Origin of the sequence: Lutimaribacter saemankumensis (assembly GCF_900100005.1) — a bacterium.
Taxonomy (GTDB): domain Bacteria; phylum Pseudomonadota; class Alphaproteobacteria; order Rhodobacterales; family Rhodobacteraceae; genus Lutimaribacter; species Lutimaribacter saemankumensis.
The window spans coordinates 91,987-108,830 of sequence record NZ_FNEB01000009.1 but is presented as its reverse complement, the minus strand read 5'-3'; the positions used below and the strand labels follow the sequence as shown (position 1 = coordinate 108,830).

15 protein-coding genes and 1 tRNA gene are annotated in these 16,844 nt (G+C 64.2%); 9 read left to right on the top strand and 7 right to left on the bottom strand.

Annotation, left to right across the window (positions count from 1 at the left end):
• Nucleotides 1-30 precede the first annotated feature (30 nt).
• From BLT50_RS15825 to BLT50_RS15795, 7 genes are all read right to left on the bottom strand, one after another.
• Nucleotides 31-627, bottom strand: a complete 597-nt coding sequence (locus BLT50_RS15825) for a hypothetical protein (RefSeq protein WP_090029690.1) — start codon at nt 625-627, stop codon at nt 31-33.
• A gap of 165 nt (nt 628-792) precedes the next feature.
• Complete coding sequence (locus tag BLT50_RS15820) at nt 793-1,281, bottom strand: helix-turn-helix domain-containing protein (protein ID WP_175491499.1); 489 nt, start codon at nt 1,279-1,281, stop codon at nt 793-795.
• Complete coding sequence (locus BLT50_RS15815) at nt 1,274-1,621, bottom strand: hypothetical protein (protein ID WP_175491498.1); 348 nt, start codon at nt 1,619-1,621, stop codon at nt 1,274-1,276. The genes BLT50_RS15820 and BLT50_RS15815 overlap by 8 nt, the downstream gene beginning before the upstream one ends.
• A gap of 183 nt (nt 1,622-1,804) precedes the next feature.
• Entirely contained in the window at nt 1,805-2,014 is a 210-nt protein-coding gene (locus tag BLT50_RS15810) for a hypothetical protein (RefSeq protein ID WP_090029688.1), read from the bottom strand.
• A gap of 110 nt (nt 2,015-2,124) precedes the next feature.
• Entirely contained in the window at nt 2,125-2,829 is a 705-nt protein-coding gene (locus tag BLT50_RS15805) for a hypothetical protein (protein WP_139170547.1), read from the bottom strand.
• 11 nt (nt 2,830-2,840) lie between these two features.
• Nucleotides 2,841-4,013: a tyrosine-type recombinase/integrase gene (locus BLT50_RS15800; protein ID WP_090029684.1), complete on the bottom strand. Its 1,173-nt coding sequence runs from the start codon at nt 4,011-4,013 to the stop codon at nt 2,841-2,843.
• 147 nt (nt 4,014-4,160) lie between these two features.
• Nucleotides 4,161-4,250 (bottom strand) — tRNA-Ser (locus BLT50_RS15795).
• A gap of 210 nt (nt 4,251-4,460) precedes the next feature.
• Here BLT50_RS15795 and BLT50_RS15790 point away from each other — a divergent pair.
• From BLT50_RS15790 to BLT50_RS15750, 9 genes are all read left to right on the top strand, one after another.
• Nucleotides 4,461-5,399, top strand: coding sequence for an SPOR domain-containing protein (locus BLT50_RS15790; protein ID WP_245723413.1), 939 nt, complete (start codon nt 4,461-4,463; stop codon nt 5,397-5,399).
• Nucleotides 5,400-5,425: 26 nt separating this feature from the next.
• Nucleotides 5,426-6,595 carry a D-alanyl-D-alanine carboxypeptidase family protein gene (locus tag BLT50_RS15785; RefSeq protein ID WP_090029681.1) on the top strand — a complete coding sequence of 390 codons (1,170 nt, stop codon included), beginning with the start codon at nt 5,426-5,428 and terminating at the stop codon, nt 6,593-6,595.
• Complete coding sequence (gene tmk / locus BLT50_RS15780) at nt 6,592-7,230, top strand: dTMP kinase (protein ID WP_090029679.1); 639 nt, start codon at nt 6,592-6,594, stop codon at nt 7,228-7,230. The genes BLT50_RS15785 and tmk overlap by 4 nt, the downstream gene beginning before the upstream one ends.
• Nucleotides 7,227-8,345, top strand: a complete 1,119-nt coding sequence (locus BLT50_RS15775; RefSeq protein ID WP_090029676.1) for a DNA polymerase III subunit delta' — start codon at nt 7,227-7,229, stop codon at nt 8,343-8,345. Before tmk ends, BLT50_RS15775 begins: the two co-directional genes overlap by 4 nt.
• 15 nt (nt 8,346-8,360) lie before the next feature.
• On the top strand, nt 8,361-9,167 hold the full coding sequence (locus BLT50_RS15770; RefSeq protein WP_090029674.1) for a TatD family hydrolase: 807 nt from the start codon (nt 8,361-8,363) through the stop codon (nt 9,165-9,167).
• Nucleotides 9,167-9,964, top strand: coding sequence for an MBL fold metallo-hydrolase (locus BLT50_RS15765; protein WP_090029841.1), 798 nt, complete (start codon nt 9,167-9,169; stop codon nt 9,962-9,964). The genes BLT50_RS15770 and BLT50_RS15765 overlap by 1 nt, the downstream gene beginning before the upstream one ends.
• An 87-nt stretch (nt 9,965-10,051) precedes the next feature.
• Nucleotides 10,052-10,981 (top strand): AEC family transporter, encoded by a 930-nt coding sequence (locus BLT50_RS15760; RefSeq protein WP_090029672.1) that lies wholly within the window; start codon nt 10,052-10,054, stop codon nt 10,979-10,981.
• 172 nt (nt 10,982-11,153) lie between these two features.
• Nucleotides 11,154-12,890, top strand: a complete 1,737-nt coding sequence (locus BLT50_RS15755; RefSeq protein ID WP_245723412.1) for an autotransporter assembly complex protein TamA — start codon at nt 11,154-11,156, stop codon at nt 12,888-12,890.
• Entirely contained in the window at nt 12,887-16,702 is a 3,816-nt protein-coding gene (locus BLT50_RS15750; protein WP_090029670.1) for a translocation/assembly module TamB domain-containing protein, read from the top strand. Before BLT50_RS15755 ends, BLT50_RS15750 begins: the two co-directional genes overlap by 4 nt.
• The last annotated feature ends 142 nt before the right edge of the window (nt 16,703-16,844 follow it).

Sequence of the window (16,844 nt, the reverse complement as noted above, 5' to 3'; positions counted from 1 at the left end):
GCTCATCTCGCCGGTCATTTGGCGCTACCACTACGTTTCACCGTATCTTGCTTCAAACATGGCGCATCCCGCATCGACGTATGCGTCGTGTTCCTCGACCAACCTTTCGAACGTCTTCCAATGCATCCCCTTAGGCTTCGGTCCCCAGCCGTTGAGGCAACCCGGCTCCCAGCCCAGCCTGTCGCGGATGCGATCAGCCTTACGGGTCAACCTGTCATGAATCTGCTCGCGCTGCGACTGGTAGGCCAGCCTGTAGCAATGACGGCACGCGAAAATTGCCCCGCCGTAGAGGATGGCAACCCTGCGACCGCAACCCCGAGCTGGGCAGAGAAACCAGTGACGGACGCCGCCGATGTGGCAGGGCGTGGTGTCGAGATAGACGGGATAGCGTTCGGGCTGCCATTCGCCGCCGTGATCCCGGTGGCGATAGTCCAGGATCACGCGCCCCGGCTCAGACTGGATGTTGATCGAGCCTGTCACTTCACCGCCGCGCGACCAGGTAATGCGACGACTGATCCCGGAATCCAGAAGTCCCTCACGTTTCAGCCACCGAATGTCGATCGAACGATAATCGTCCGTTGTATCCCCCCCGAACTGCCAGTGTCGCCCGCTACCAATGCCGCCCATGCCTCACCTCAGATTTTGCCGAAATCATTTGGAAACTTAGCCGGCATCGGTTCGCATGTAGATGCTTCGGAAATGTCCTGCGAATGGTGCACCCATACCTTCTGTCATGTGCCGCTCTCTTCAAGGGAGTGGTAATTATTAGTGTTCCGATTAAGAACCGAAGCATCAGCGCTGTTTGGCCCTGACAGGTTCTGAAACGGAACCATGAACGTCGTTTGGGTTCTCAAACGGAACCACACGGCCCTGCGACGGTTCCGATCCAGAACCGCGTTTTGTTTTTTTCGGCGCACGATACTGCAGCCAATCGTGGGTCGGCGGGATTTTCTTTGCTGTAAGGTTTAGCGGCTTTGTCGTCAGCCGCCACTCATGCGCGCGCCGTTGATACCAATTGCCTTCTCTCTCAAGCGCAAGGAAGCCATGCTCGACCAGTTCCGCATAGGCGCGCTGTACGGTCGCCTTGCCCATGCCTAACGCTTCGCCAGCCTCGGCATAGGACAGCGTCAGCCTGCCATTATTGCCGCCGTTGTAGCGCGTGTGCAGCTCAAGCCAGAGGCGCACCGAGTTGCCCGAAAGGGTCCGCCATGCCTCACTCTTCAACTGGGCGTATGGGAGGGGCAGATACTGCCCCTCCCCGTTTCTCCTCGACTTACCCATCGCTGGACGCGTCCGCCGTTCCTGCAGCCTCTCCAGCGCCCTGCTGGCCGGTGTTGGCGCACTGCTCCAACTCGTCTTTCAGTGCCGTGGCGGACCGTGGGAACTCCAGCGCGCGCCAATCCGTCCGCCGAGACAACCGATAATGCGCTACACGCTCCGGCCCCTGATAGTCGGTCTTGATGGGCCAGCCGTACTTCGATCGCAAGGTGTGGATAATGGCTCCGAGACGCCAACCGTGCGACTCCGCGATTTCATCGCGATGATTAATGGAGCGGCCCTGCACCAGTGCACTACAGGTCCAGTAGACCTGGCTGCGCTTGCTATACCAATTATCAGCCATGCTCGATTTCTCCCTTGCGGATTCTCAGGGGTTGTACGGAGTTGCTACGGTCACACCAGCGAAACCGCTGCTCGTTTTTTGTTGCGTGAGTAAGGCCCTTCATGGCATCAACTGAACTGTTCAGTGTGGCAGTTGATGTCACGCGAAAAGCCCCGACCCCGCTTGCGGAGTTGGGGTTTTTCATTATGCGGCCTCATTGCTTGGGTCGATGCGCTGGCTGCTGAGATAGGTGTTCAGGTCGGAACCGTGATAACCGATGCGCCGCCCGATGCGAATGAACGCAGGCCCGGTCATGCGGTGCCGCCATTGCGCCAATTTCTCGCGATTTCCCAGAACGCGCATTTCAGGGTCTTCTGGGAAGTAGACCCGTTCATCATCAAAGACTTTTGCCATCGTTGAGCCTTTCCTGCTCGTTACAGATGGCACTGAATTATGAGCAGATTTGTTTGGCTGTCACTAGCTTTGTCCGCGCGCTCAAGTGGTTTCAGACTTCCAGAAAACGCTTAAGTGTTTCTCCGGAAAATCTTGTTGTAGCGGCTTTTAAAAGGCTCTTCTGAGCGCAATGCAGTACCATATCCATCTAATGTTCTCTTTGTCTTGGGCATTTTGGGCTGTCGAGCCTGAGCCGCTTCAAATGCCTGCTCAACGATCCGATCTTCACTCATCAAATCCACAACGCCAGACAGTCTCTCGATTTCCTGCATCAGGGTTTCGAGGTTTTCGAGGCGGCGTTGATTCGACTTCTTACCGCCTCCCGCACCAGCTCTTGCCTTTCTCCTAGTTTCATCAACAGCGGCCTGCATGGCCCCCTCTGTTCTGGCCTTCCAGGTTGCCTCTGCTATCGCTTTCCCAAGTTGAAAACTTGCTCGCGCCCTTTGATTCCCCTTTGCGGCATAGCATTGACGTAGCGCTTCAAAAGCTTGGCAAACGTACCATTCTTTCGAAAAAGGTATTGACCATTTGGACGCCCACTTTGCGCCGCTAAGGACACGATCATTTATCTGCGAAGGACTAATTTCTGCTGTGACTAGTATCAGCTCATCAGTTTCAACGTCGAGAAAGTAGTCCGCAGAGAGCAACAAATCACATTGTACCTCTATGTCTTCAACATCGTTCCAAAAAGTGGACGATAGCCCCAAGTAGTCGCCAAGTTGTTGAAGCTCATTTTCGTATTCAAATAGCTCATCGAAGTAGGTTTCATTTTCCAAGGTGTATCGTCTCACTCCATTCGCATAAGGAACTCAGACCAACGATGCATTAACTCCCTGCGCTGTTCCAGCAAGTCAGAGCGCGCGTAAGCACGCTCTACTTCAGACCCAAATGTGTGCGCCAAAGCTGCCTCTGCTATCTCACGCGGCGCACCCGCGCTTTCTGAAGCCCAATCGCGGAACGAGCTACGGAAGCCATGCACCGTAAACCCATCCCGCCCCATGCGTCGCAACAACATGAGCATCGACATGTTTGAAAGAGGCCGGTGCCGCCTTTGCCCCTCAAAGACGTATTTGGATTCCAGCGCCTTCATGCCCGTAAGTATACGCAGCATTTCATCGCTCAGCGGCACCCGGTGGCGCACCCCACCCTTCATTCGTCCCGCTGGAATCGTCCACAGCCGCGCATCCAGGTCCACCTCATCCCATGTCATCTCTAGCACCTCGGAGGTGCGGCAGGCAGTTAGGATGGTGAATTCCAAGGCATTCGCCGCAGTGGCTGTGCGGCACTCCAACTCGGCATAGAAGGCCGGGACGTCGCGCCATGGCATAGCGTTGTGATGCAGCACCTTCGCTTTGACTTTGGGGAGCACACCGGCGTCTTGTACGGCGTTAACCGGGTTTTCCCCTTCACGGTATCCGCGCGACTTCGCCACGTCTAGAATGGTCTTGATGCGCTGAGCCAGTCGACGCGCAGTTTCATGCTTCGCGGTCCAAATAGGCGACAGGCACATCAGCACTTCTGGCTGACCGATGCTATCGACCGGCATCCGGCCAATTTTTGGAAAGGCATAATCCCGCAGGGTGTTCACCCATTGCTGCCCATGCTTGTGGTTTTTCCAGGTCGGCAAGCGGTCTATGTGAACCTGCCGCGCTAGTTCCTCGAATGTCGGCATATCTACCTTAGCATTGAAACGCGGGTTCAGCCCGTTCTTTGCCATTCGACGGTATTCCAGCGCCCGCTCACGAGCTTCATGCAGAGTGACGACACCTGCGCCGCCCAGACCGAAATCTGTGCGAAGCGGCCCCCCTTTTCGGTTTTTTTGGCCTTTGACAGTGACACGAACAATCCAGCGCCTAGCACCAGAAGAGTCGACCACAAGGTACAGCCCGGCGCCATCGCCATGGCGCCCCGGCCCCAGACTATCTACCTGCTTCTTTGTAAGCTTGCCGCTCAGCGCCATCTAAATACCACAAAAAATACCACATAGCTAAAATGTACGAACAAAATTGAGAGAAAGCCAGTGCAAAGGCAAAAGCGGTAAAACCCCCATTTTTTCAAATTAAAGGCCATCTTTGTCGATGTAACGAAATATGGAAAAATGCCAAAGTGGCGGAGGAGGTGGGATTCGAACCCACGGTACGCTTTCACGCACGCCGGTTTTCAAGACCGGTGCATTCGACCACTCTGCCACTCCTCCGCGGGGTCGGGTCGCTGGCCCCGGTATGAGTCTGAAACGCATCATAGATCAAGGGGATTTTCGCCGATGGCGTGCAGGACTCTTTTCTTGTGGGCCCAATGCAGCTAAACTCCCGCCTACGCCGTGCTTTTTGTGCGGCATGAGGCATGCAATGACCGGAAAAACCGGCACAGTCGCGCGGGACGCCGCGCATAGGGCAGAGGGCAAGACATGAACATCACCGCGATGGGCAGAGCACCCGCAAGATCGTTTTCCAGGCTGGCCGTCGGCACCGCGATGGTGCTGGCGCTGTCGGCCTGCAACGAGGCCGGGCAATTCAACCTTTTCCAGAAACGGCCGGCCGCCGATGCCGAGGTGAACGCGGCGGCGCGTTCGGTCAAGCTGATCGAACGTGACGTCGAGGCGCCAGACGTCTTCCAGGTGACCGAGCCCGGTCTTTGGGACGGGCGGCCCTCGCTGGGCGGCGTCTGGGTGGCGCATCCCGATGTGGACCAGCCCGAGCGCGTGATCATCAGGAACACCAAGAACGACACGTTCGTGATCGGCGCACTGTTCCGCCGCGAACGCGAAAATCCCGGCCCCGCCGTACAGGTGTCGTCGGATGCGGCCGCGGCGCTCGAAATGCTGGCCGGCCAGCCGATGGAGCTGAACATCACCGCGCTGCGCCGCGAAGAGGTGCCCGCCGAGGCCCCGCAGGCCGAGGCCGACACCGAAGAAACGCTGGGCGCTCCGGCCGATGTCGCAGAGACCACGCTGGCCCCCGCCGAAACCGACGCCGTGACCGTCGCCAGCGCAGCGATCGCCGCCGCCGAAGCACGGACGAAACCGCAGGCGCGGCCCGCAGTGGCCAGCCCCGCCACCGCACCTCAACCGACCCAGGCATCCGCACCGGCACCCGCCCCGCGCGCGTCCGGCCTTGAAAAGCCGTATCTCCAGATCGGCATCTTCAGCGTGGAAACCAATGCCCAGAATACCGCGCAGGCCATGCGCACCGCGGGCATGGTACCGACCGTGAAAAAGCAGACGTCGAAGGGCAAGACCTTCTGGCGTGTGCTTGTCGGCCCCGCAACAAGCAGCACCGAGCGCGCGGCCTTGCTGAAAAAGATCAAGGCCAAGGGCTTCGAGGATGCTTATGCCGTGACCAACTGACCCAATACCGAAAGGACATCGTCGCCATGATCCGCATCGCCAAACGCGTTCTTGCCCCGCTTCTGGCGAGTCTTCTGCTTGCCCTGCCCGCGCAAGCCTTTGACACCCGCGCCTCGGCCGCTTTCGTGCTGGATACCAAGACCGGCACGATCCTGCTGTCCAAGAACGCCGACCAGCCGCTGCCGCCGGCGTCGATGTCCAAGCTGATGACGCTCTACATGGCGTTCGAGGCCGTGACTGACGGCCGTCTGCGCCTGCAGGAAAAGCTTCCCGTTTCCAGCCACGCCATGAGTTATGGCGGCTCGACCATGTTCCTCGACACCACCGACCGTGTCAGCGTCGAGGATCTGCTGCGCGGAATTATCGTTCTGTCCGGCAACGATGCCTGCGCGGTGATCGCCGAAACGCTCAGCCCCGATGGCACCGAAGACGGCTTTGCCCGGCTGATGACGCAGCGCGCGCAGCAGCTCGGCATGACGAATTCGACGTTCAAGAACTCGAACGGCTGGCCCGAGGACGGGCATGTCATGTCGATGCGCGACCTGGCCTTGCTGGCGCGCCACCTGATTGCGGACTTCCCGCAATTCTACCCGATGTTCGCGGAAACCGAGTTTGCCTTCGATGGGCGCGCTCCGCAGAACACCCGCAACCGCAACCCGCTGCTGGGCCTCGGGATCGGCGCGGACGGTCTGAAAACAGGCCATACTCAAGAGGCCGGATATGGCCTCGTGGGGTCGGCCAAGCAGGGCGACCGCCGGGTGATCTTTGTCATCACAGGGCTGCCCAGCACCCAGGCCCGCGCCGAGGAAAGCCAGGCCATCGTGAACTGGGCCTTCCGGCAATTCGCGGAACGGCGCCTTGCCCAACAGGGTCAGGTGATCGCCGAGGCCGATGTCTGGATGGGCGCCGAACCGACGGTCGGCCTGGTGCCTGCGGATGATCTGACCGCGCTGGTGCCCGTGCTGGGCGGTGACGAGGTCGAGGCCGAAGTCGTCTATACCGGACCGATCCGCGCGCCGATCGAAAAGGGTCAGCAACTGGCCGAACTGATCCTGACGCCCGAAGGCTTGCCTGAAACCCGCGTGCCGCTCGTGGCCGACCGCAGCATCGAACGCGGCGGCTTCGTCTCGCGTGTGACCACCGCCTCGACCGTTCTGCTGCGCAAGCTGAACGAGGGGCCCGAGGGCGCGTTTTGACGGCCCACGCCGCCGCGCCCGCGCGGTTCATCAGCTTCGAAGGGATCGACGGGTCGGGCAAGTCCACCCAGGCACGGATGCTGGCCGACGCGCTGCGCGCGCGCGGCCATGACGTGGTGCTGACCCGCGAGCCGGGCGGCAGCCCCGGCGCCGAGGAAATCCGCCGCCTCGTACTCGAAGGCGACCCCGACCGCTGGTCGCCCGAAACTGAAATCCTGCTGTTCACCGCCGCGCGGCGCGACCACCTGGAACGCACGATCCGCCCCGCGCTTGCGGCGGGCAAGATCGTGATCTGCGACCGCTTCGCCGACAGCACGCGGATGTATCAGGGCCTGCGCGGGCCAGGACTGCGCGCGCAGGTGGATGCGCTTCACGACCTGATGATCGGGCAGGAACCGGACCTGACCGTGCTGGTGGACATGGACCCCGAAACCGGGCTCGCCCGCGCCCTCGGGCGCAATGGCGGCGAAGAGCGGTTCGAAACCTTCGGGCAGGATCTTCAGGCCCGGATGCGGGCGGGGTTTCTGTCTCTTGCGGCGCAGAACCCGCAGCGTATCGTAACGGTGAATGGCGCAGGGGATATCGACGCGGTTGCGGCAGACATACTTGCCGTCGTAGAACCGCGCCTGACATGAGCGATACCGACACCCCCGAACCAGACCGCATCGAAGGCGCCCCCCACCCCCGCGAAACCGCGCGGGTGATCGGGCAGGATGCGGCGCAGGCGGCGTTTCTCGACAGTTTCAACTCCGGGCGGCTGCATCACGGATGGCTGCTGACCGGGCCGCGCGGAGTGGGCAAAGCAACGCTGGCCTGGGCCATCGCGCGCTTCCTGCTGGCAACGCCGGACACGCAGGAGGACGGTCTCTTCGGCGCAGCGCCCCCGCCCGCATCGCTGGATGTCGATCCCGAACACCCCGTCGCGCGCCGCATCCTGGCGCGGTCCGAACCGGGGCTGTTTCACATCACCCGCACCGTCAACGAAAAGACCAAGCGGCTGCGCGACCAGATCGTCGCGGATGACGTGCGCAGCCTCAACAGGTTCATGTCCCTGTCCGCCGCCGATGGCGGGCGCCGCGTGGTGATCATCGACAGCGCGGACGAGATGAACACCCAGGCCGCCAACGCGCTTCTGAAGATGCTGGAAGAGCCGCCCGCCCGCACCACGCTGCTGCTGGTCAGCCACCAGCCCTCGCGGCTGCTGCCGACGATCCGGTCGCGCTGCCGCGAATTGCGGCTCGGCACGCTGACCCCCGCCGACATGGCCACCGCCCTTTCGCAGGCGGGCATCGACACGCCGGGCGACACATCCGCGCTGGCCGAACTGGGTGCGGGATCGGTCGGCGAAGCCGTGCGCCTGATCAATCTGGACGGAATGAAAATCTATGCCGAACTGGTGGCACTGTACGACACGCTGCCCCGGCTCGACCGTCAGCGCGCGCTGAAACTGGCCGAGGCCGCCGCTGCCCGCGGCGCCGAAGCGCGGCTGGATTTGCTGTTTCACCTCAATGACCTGCTGCTGACGCGGCTTGCGCGCACCGGTGCGATGGGCCATCCCCCCGCCACCGAGGCCGCACCCGGCGAAGCCGCCCTGCTGTCGCGGCTGGCCCCCGGCCCCCGCCAGGGCCGCGCCTGGGCGGAACTGGCGCAGACGATCAGCGCGCGGATCGGCCATGCGCGGGCGGTCAACCTTGACCCCGTGGCCCTTGTCCTAGATACGGTTTTCAAGATTCAGCAAACCGCCGCGTGACCCGCGAAGGACGCTATGACCGACACGCCCGAAATTACCGACAGCCATTGCCACCTCGATTTTCCCGATTTCGCCGATGAACTGCCGGACGTGATCGCGCGCGCCATCGACGCCGGGGTGACGCGCATGGTGACGATCTGCACGAAACTGCGGCTGGAACCCCAGGTCCGCGCGATTGCCGAGCAGAACCGCGCGGTTTTCTACGCCGCCGGCACCCACCCGATGAGCGCCGCGGACGAGCCTATGACGTCCGTCGACGAACTGGTGCGCCTGTCGCAGCACCCGAAATTCGTCGGCATCGGCGAAAGCGGGCTCGACTATCACTACACCGCCGAAAGCGCCGAGGTGCAAAAGCAATCGCTGCGCATCCATATCGCGGCGGCGCAGGAAACCGGCCTGCCGCTGATCATCCATTCGCGCGCCGCCGATGACGACATGGCCGCGATCCTGACCGAAGGCTACCGCGCGCGGCCCTATACCTGCGTGATGCATTGCTATTCGTCGGGCCCGGAGCTTGCGCGCACGGCGCTCGATCTGGGGTTCTACCTGTCAATGTCGGGCATCGGCACCTTCCCCAAATCGACCGAAGTGCGCGACATCTTCGCCGCCGCCCCCGCCGACCGCGTGCTGGTGGAAACCGACGCCCCCTACCTTGCGCCGAAACCCTATCGCGGCAAGCGCAACGAACCGGCCTATACCGTGCATACCGCGCAGGTTGCGGCCGAGCTTTACGGCATGGACTATGCCGATTTCGCGGCGCAGACGCAGGACAACTTCGACCGGCTGTTCTGGAAGGCCGCGCAATGGAGGGCCGCCGCCTGATGGCCGAATTGCGCTTTACCATTCTGGGCTGCGGATCGTCCGGCGGTGTGCCGCGCCTTGGCGGGCATTGGGGCGATTGCGACCCCGACAACCCCCGCAACATCCGCCGCCGCTGTTCGCTGCTGATCGAGCGCGAAACCGATCAGGGCATCACCCGCGTGCTGGTCGACACCTCGCCCGACCTGCGCAGCCAACTGCTCGATGCCGGTGTGGGCGAACTGGACGGCGTGATCTGGACGCATTCCCACGCCGACCATGTGCATGGGCTCGACGATCTGCGGATGATCGTGTTCAACATGCGCCGCCGCCTGCCCGTCTGGGCGGATGGCGACACCCAGAACGACCTTTTTTCGCGCTTTGGCTATGCCTTCATCCAACCCGACGACAGCCCCTATCCCCCGATCCTCGACATGCACACGATCAAGGGCGACGTGACCATCGAGGGCAAGGGCGGGCCGATCACGCTGACGCCTTTCAAGGTCAATCACGGGTCGATCGACGCGCTGGGGTTCCGGGTTGCCGATCTGGCCTATCTTCCCGACGTCGCGCGCATCTATGACGATGCCTGGCCGGTGCTGGAAGGGCTGGATTGCTGGGTTCTCGATGCGTTGCGGCGCACACCGCACCCCACCCATTCCCACCTGGAGCAATCGCTAGACTGGATTGCGCAGGTGGCGCCCCGGCGTGCGGTGCTGACCAACATGCATATCGACCTCGATTACCAGACGGTCCACGACGAAACACCCGATCACATCACGCCCGCCTACGATGGCATGGTGATCCGGTACACGGTGTAGGCAAGTGCGCACGCCCGCCCCTTCATCTTGCCAAAAATACTCCCGCCGGAGGCGGCCCGACCACGCCGCTCGTGCGACGGCAGGCTGATGCAGGCGCTTCTCGATGTCATCCTGCCGGTTTTCGCGGTGATCGGCTTTGGCTATGTCGCGGTCTGGCGCGGGTTCCTGACCGAAGGCACCATCGACGGGCTGATGGTGTTCACGCAGAACTTCGCCATCCCGGCGCTGCTCTACAAGGCGATTTCGACCCTCGATCTGGGGCAGAGCTTCGATCTGGCGCTGCTTGCCAGCTTCTACACCGGGTCGGCAACCGGGTTCACCGTTGGCCTGCTGGGCGCACGCTACCTGTTCGGGCGCGACTGGGAGGACGCGGTCGCCATCGGCTTTACCTGCCTTTTCGCGAATTCGCTGATGCTGGGGCTGGCGATGACCGAACGGGCCTATGGCGCGGATGCGCTGCAGGCGAACTATGCCATCGTCGCGCTGCATTCGCCGTTCTGCTACGGCATCGGGATCACCGCGATGGAAATCGCCCGCGCGCGCGGCACACCGGCCCGCGCGGTGCCCGGCAAGGTGCTGCGCGCGATGTTCCGCAACGCTCTGGTGATCGGCATCCTGCTGGGCTTTGCCGTGAACCTCGGAAATATCCCGGTTCCCGGCGCGATCACCAGCGCCGTGGACATGATCGTGCGCGCGGCCATTCCCTGCGCGCTTTTCGGTATGGGCGGGGTGCTGTACCGCTACCGGCCCGATGGCGATTTCCGCATCATCGCCTATGTCTGCGCCGTCACGTTGATCCTGCATCCGACGATCACCTACACCTTGGGCACGCTGAACCGCCTGTCGACCGATGCGCTGCGTTCGGCGGTGCTGACGGCGGCGATGGCGCCGGGGATCAACTCTTACGTTTTCGCCAACATGTACGGGCGCGCGCGGCGGGTGGCCGCGTCTTCGGTGCTGATCGCCACGTCGGTGTCCGTGGGCACGATCTGGGTCTGGCTGCACATCCTGCCCTAGGCGGGATCACGCCCGTTTTTTGGCCACTACCCGGAAAACCCGATTTCCCTTGCCCGGCTCACGGATTATGTAGGTATCCGAGATCGAACCGTTGGGGGACGGGAAGACCGTTTTGGGCCAAATACGCCAAATCCTTTTCAGAACCGCGCTGGCGCTTGGTGTTGGCCTCGGATTGCCTGCGCAGGCTTTCGAACGCCTCAACCTGACGGTCGACGGTGGCGGGGATGACGGGCTGGCCGACGCGTTGAACGGCGCATCGGTGCTGCGCGCAGCCGAGCGCGAAGGAACAGATGCCCCACAAGACGTGCTTTCGGCCGCGCTGAGCGATTATGCCCGCCTGCTCGAGGTGCTGTATGCGCGCGGCTACTACAGCGGCAGGATCTCTATCCGGCTGGACGGGCGCGAGGCCGCGGAGATCCCGCCGCTGGAAACGCCCGCGCGCATCTCGTCGGTCACCGTGCGCGTCGATCCGGGGCGGCCGTTCCGTTTCGGCGCGGCCAGCATCACCCCCCGCGCGCCGGGCAGCACCGCACCACCCGAATTCCGCACCGGCGAAACGGCGCGGTCGACGGTGGTGCGCGATGCGGTGCAGGGCGCAGTCGAGGACTGGCGCGATGCCGGCAATGCCAAGGCCGGTGTTGCCGGCCAGGATATCACGGCCAATCATGCCACCCGACGGCTGGATGCGCGCGTCACGCTTGACCCCGGACCGCGCGTGACCTTCGGCCAGCTTCTGGTCGAACCCGGCAGCAAGGTCACGACGCGCCGCGTCCGCAAGATCGCGGGCCTGCCGGAGGGCGAGGTGTTTTCGCCCGACGCGCTTGAGAAATCGGCCCAGAGGTTGCGGCGCACAGGGGCGTTCCGCTCGGTCGAACTGTCCGAGGGCGAAGTGCTGCCCGATAACCGGATGGACATCACCGCGCAGCTTGTCGACGAAAAGCCGCGCCGTTTCGGCGCGGGCGCCGAGATCAGCAGTTTCGAGGGACTCCGCTTTGGCGCGTTTTGGATGCACCGCAACCTGCTTGGCGGCGCCGAGAGGCTGCGCTTCGAGGGCGAGGTCGCGGGCATTGGCGGACAGACCGGCGGCACCGATTACCTGTTGCGCGTGCGCGGCGAACGCCCGGCAAGCTATGGGCCTGACACCAGCTTCTGGTTCGAAGGCGAACTGCAGCGACTGGACGAACCGGATTACTTTACCGACCGTGCCAGCATCACCGTGGGGGCGCATCGCATCTTCTCGGACGCACTGAGCGCCGATCTGGGCCTCGGGCTTGAAACCGAAGAAACCCACGACGATTTCGGCACGCGCGATTTTACGCTGGTCACCTTGCCGGTCATGCTGTCCTGGGACCGGCGCGATGACATCCTGAACCCGACGCAAGGCACGTATCTGAACGCCGACATCACGCCTTTCTATGCGCTCAAGGGGGCCGATGACGGGGCACGCATCGCACTGGATGCCCGCGCCTATCGCGCGCTCGATGACGGCGCGCGCTTCGTGGCGGCCGGACGGGTGCAGTTCGGCAGCGTGCTTGGCGCAGCGATCGACAAGACGCCGCCGCGTTTCCTGTTCCATTCGGGCGGCGGCGGCACGGTGCGCGGCCAGCCCTACCAGTCGCTGGGTGTCGAGATCGGCGGCAACGAAAGCGGCGGGCGCAGCTTCCTGGGGCTGTCCGGCGAGTTGCGCGCCAAGCTGGGCGACTCGTTCAGCATCGTGGCCTTCGCCGACGCGGGCTATATCGGGGCCGAGGAATTTTATGACGGGTCCGGCGAATGGCATGCGGGCGCGGGCCTTGGCCTGCGCTACGACACGGTCGTGGGGCCGATCCGTCTGGACGTTGCCGCACCCGTTTCAGGCGATACCGGCGACGGCGTGCAGATCTATATCGGGATCGGACAGGCATTTTGACGGGGCAGCTTGCATATCGGGCAAACCGCGCGGTTCAGGCGGTTTTCTGCGCGGTCTTCGCGGCCCTTCTGTGGGCAGGCGCGGCTGCGGCGCAGGATGACTCTGCGCGCGACAGAGGCATCCTGCAGGCCTTTCTCGAAGACAACTTGTCCGGCGCGGGGCGTACCGTCCGCATCGAAGGGTTCCAGGGCGCGCTGTCCGGCCGCGCCACCATCGAGGAACTGACGATTGCCGATGCCGACGGCGTCTGGCTGACCTTGCGTCGGGCCGTCCTTGACTGGAACCGGGGCGCACTGTTGTCTGGGCGGCTGGAAGTGGCCGAACTGTCCGCCGAAGAGCTGCTGATCCCCCGCGCACCGCGGGCAGAGCCCACGCCGCCCTCACCCACCGCGGGTGGCGGCTTTGCCCTGCCCGAGCTTCCGGTTTCGGTCGATATCGAGGACGTGTCGCTCGACCGGGTCGATATCGGCGCGGACCTGTTCGGGCAGGCCGCTGTCGTCGAGCTGGAAGGCAACGCCAGCCTGTCGGGTGGCGAAGGCGCGTCAGAGTTGCGCCTGACCCGCATCGACGGGCCGGATGGCCGGTTCGAACTGACAGGCAGCTACGCGAACGAAACCCGCATTCTTGCGCTGTCGCTCCTGGTGGATGAAGGCCCCGATGGGATCGCCGCAAACCTGATGGACCTGCCCGGCAAACCCTCGCTGAACCTGCGTGTCACGGGCGAGGATCCGATTGACGATTTCCGCGCCGAGATCGCGCTGGCAACCGACGGGACCGAGCGGCTGGCCGGGCTTGTCGAACTGATCACCACCCAGGCCGATGACGTCGAAGGCGACACGGCCGAACCCACGCGCCGCATCCAGGCCAGCCTGAGCGGCGATATCGCCCCGGTTTTCGCCCCGCAATATCGCCCGTTTTTCGGCCCCGAAATCGCGCTGAGCGTCGATGCCGCGCAACTGCCGGACGGGCGGCAGGTGCTGGAAACCTTCGATCTTCGCGCCCGCGCGATCGAACTGACGGGCACGGGTGAAATCGCGGCCGATGGCTGGCCCGAGCGGTTCAGCCTGACCGGCCGCGTGGCCGACCCGGATGGCAGCGACGTACAGATGCCATTTGGCGAAGGCGGTACACGCGTCGGGCGCGCCGACCTCCAGCTAAGCTATGACCGGGCTTCGGGCGACCGCTGGCAGCTCCAGGCCGAGGCGCGCGACGCGGTGCAGAACGAAACAAGGCTCGATCTGCTGCGCCTGTCCGCAGACGGGCGGATCGTTCCCCCGCAAGCGGGGCGCGCAGGATTGACGGATGGCGCGCTGCAGGTGGATGCGCGCGGGCTGGCCCTGCCCGATGCCTCCCTTGCCCAGGCGGTCGGCGACACGGTCGCCGCCCAACTGAATTTCGCATGGGAAACCGGCGCGCCGCTTTCGATTTCCGGGCTGCGGCTTGCCGGGGCGGATTACGGGCTGACGGGTGACCTGCGGCTGCGCCTGCCCGACGGCGCGCTGGACCTGCTCGCCGCGCTGGACCTGCGGCTGGACGCGCAGGATATTGGACGCTTCGCCGCGCTGGCCGGGATGCCCCTGTCCGGAGCGGCGGGTATGCGCATTTCGGGCGACGTGACCCCGGTCGCCGGCGAGATCGACCTGACCTTCGACGGGACGACCCGCGATCTGGCAATCGGTCAGCCCCGGCTGGACCCGCTGCTTGAAGGCGAAGGCCGGCTGCGCATGGAGGTCAGCCGCGACACGACGGGCAGCGCGATCCGGGGTCTGAGCATCGCGACCGACCATGCCCGCATCACCGCCGACGCCACCCTTGGCAGCGAGGCGGGCAATTTCGACATAACCGCCGCGCTGACGGACACCGCGCGCGTGCAGCCCGGATTAACGGGGCCATCGCGGCTGACCGCGAACGGGCGCGGCACGGGCGACGACTGGGACGTCACAGTCAAGGCCGAGTTGCCGGGCGACGCGACTGTGGACTGGCAGGGCCGGATGTCGGATGTCACCGACGCCGCGGGCCTTAACGGCCGTGCAGACATCCGGGCAGGCGATCTTTCGCCCTATTCCACGCTGGCGGGCCGGCCCCTGGGCGGTGCCTTTTCCGTGGCGGCCGACATAGATATCGCGCTTGCCGCACTGTCCGGCTCGGTCGATCTGGATGCAAGCAGCCGCAACCTTTCCATCGGACAAACGCAGGCGGACCAATTGTTGCGGGGCGAGGCCACGCTGCGCATGGCCGTCCGACGCGGCGATGACGGGCTGGTCAGCGTGGACGGTTTGCGCCTGCGCACCCCTGCCCTGTCGCTGGACGCGGACGGGGAGCTGACGGAAACGGGGCAGACGCTGACCGCAGCGCTGCGCTTGGCCGATGGCAGCCTTTTCGCGCAGGAACTGGCCGGTCCCGTTCAGGTCGATGGCACCGCGTCGCGTGGAACGGGCGACTGGCAGGTGGATGTCACGGGCAGCGCGGCCGGGGGAACAACGGTGGCGGCCAGCGGCGGCCTTGCGCCTGATCTTTCCCGTGCCGACCTGTCCCTGACGGGCCGCGCGCCGCTGGCACTGGCGAATGACCGGCTGCGTCCGCGCGCCATCAGCGGCATTGCCACTTATGACCTGCGCCTGTCCGGTCCGCTGGCGCTGTCGTCGCTTTCCGGGCGGATCAGCACGTCGGATGCAAGGCTGGCGCTGCCCGACCTGAACCTTGCGCTGGAAGGAATCGACACGCAGGTTACGCTGGCGTCTGGCAGGGCGCAGATCGCGGCAAGCGCCGCCGTTTCCAGCGGGGGCCGGCTGGACCTGGACGGCAGCATGGGGCTGTCTTCCCCGTTTTCGGCCGATTTGCGCGTGGCGATCCAGAATGTCGGCCTGCGCGAGGCGCGGCTTTACGAAACCTCGGCCAATGGCGAAATCACGGTCAACGGCCCGCTGACGGGCGGGGCACGTATCGCCGGTGTGCTGGATCTCGGACCGGCTGAACTGCGTGTGCCGGCCTCGTCCGGCGTCGGGTATGCGGGCCTGCCGGGCCTGCGTCACGTCAACGAACCCGCGGCAGTCCGGCAGGTCAGGCAATGGGCGGGCATCATCGCCCAGCCCGACAGCGGCGCATCGGGCGGTCCGGCCTATCCGATCGACCTGACGATCCGGGCACCGTCACGGATTTTCGTGCGCGGGCGCGGGATCGACGCAGAGCTTGGCGGGCAATTGCGCCTGTTGGGAACGACGGCGGAACTTGTGCCGCAGGGCCGGTTCGAACTGGTACGCGGGCGGATCGACATCCTGGGACAGCGGCTTACCCTGGACGAAGGGCTGTTGCGGCTTCAGGGGTCGTTCGACGCGTTCATCCGGTTTTCTGCGGTCACCCAGGCCGAGGACGTGACCATCACCGTGGCCATCGAAGGCCCGGCAAGCGCGCCGAAACTGGCCCTGACATCGTCGCCGGAGCTGCCCGAGGACGAGGTGCTTTCGCAGCTTCTTTTCAAGCGTGACCTGACCGAGATTTCGGCGCTACAGGCGATACGGCTGGCCAATGCGCTGGCGATCCTGTCGGGGCGCGGCGGGATCGACGTGACGGCGCGGCTGCGCCAGTCGCTCGCACTGGACGACCTGGATGTCGGCACGGATGCCGAAGGCAATGTCGAGGCGCGGGCGGGCAAGTACCTGTCCGAGAACCTTTATTCCGACGTGATCGTGAATGGCGGGGGCGAAACCGACATCCGGCTGAACCTGGAACTCAATCCCAGCTTTACCGTGCGCGGGCGTCTGGGGTCGGATGGCGACACCGGTGTCGGCATCTATTTCGAACGCGATTACTGAGCCTTCGGCACAGATTCAAAACGCGTGGCGATGCTGGCAAACCGCGCGGTTTGGACACAAGATCGCGCGGTCGGCGCCCTGGGCACCCCTGACACACCCCCTGCCCTTGCACTCCCCCAACTGCGCCTTCGTCCGGGTCATT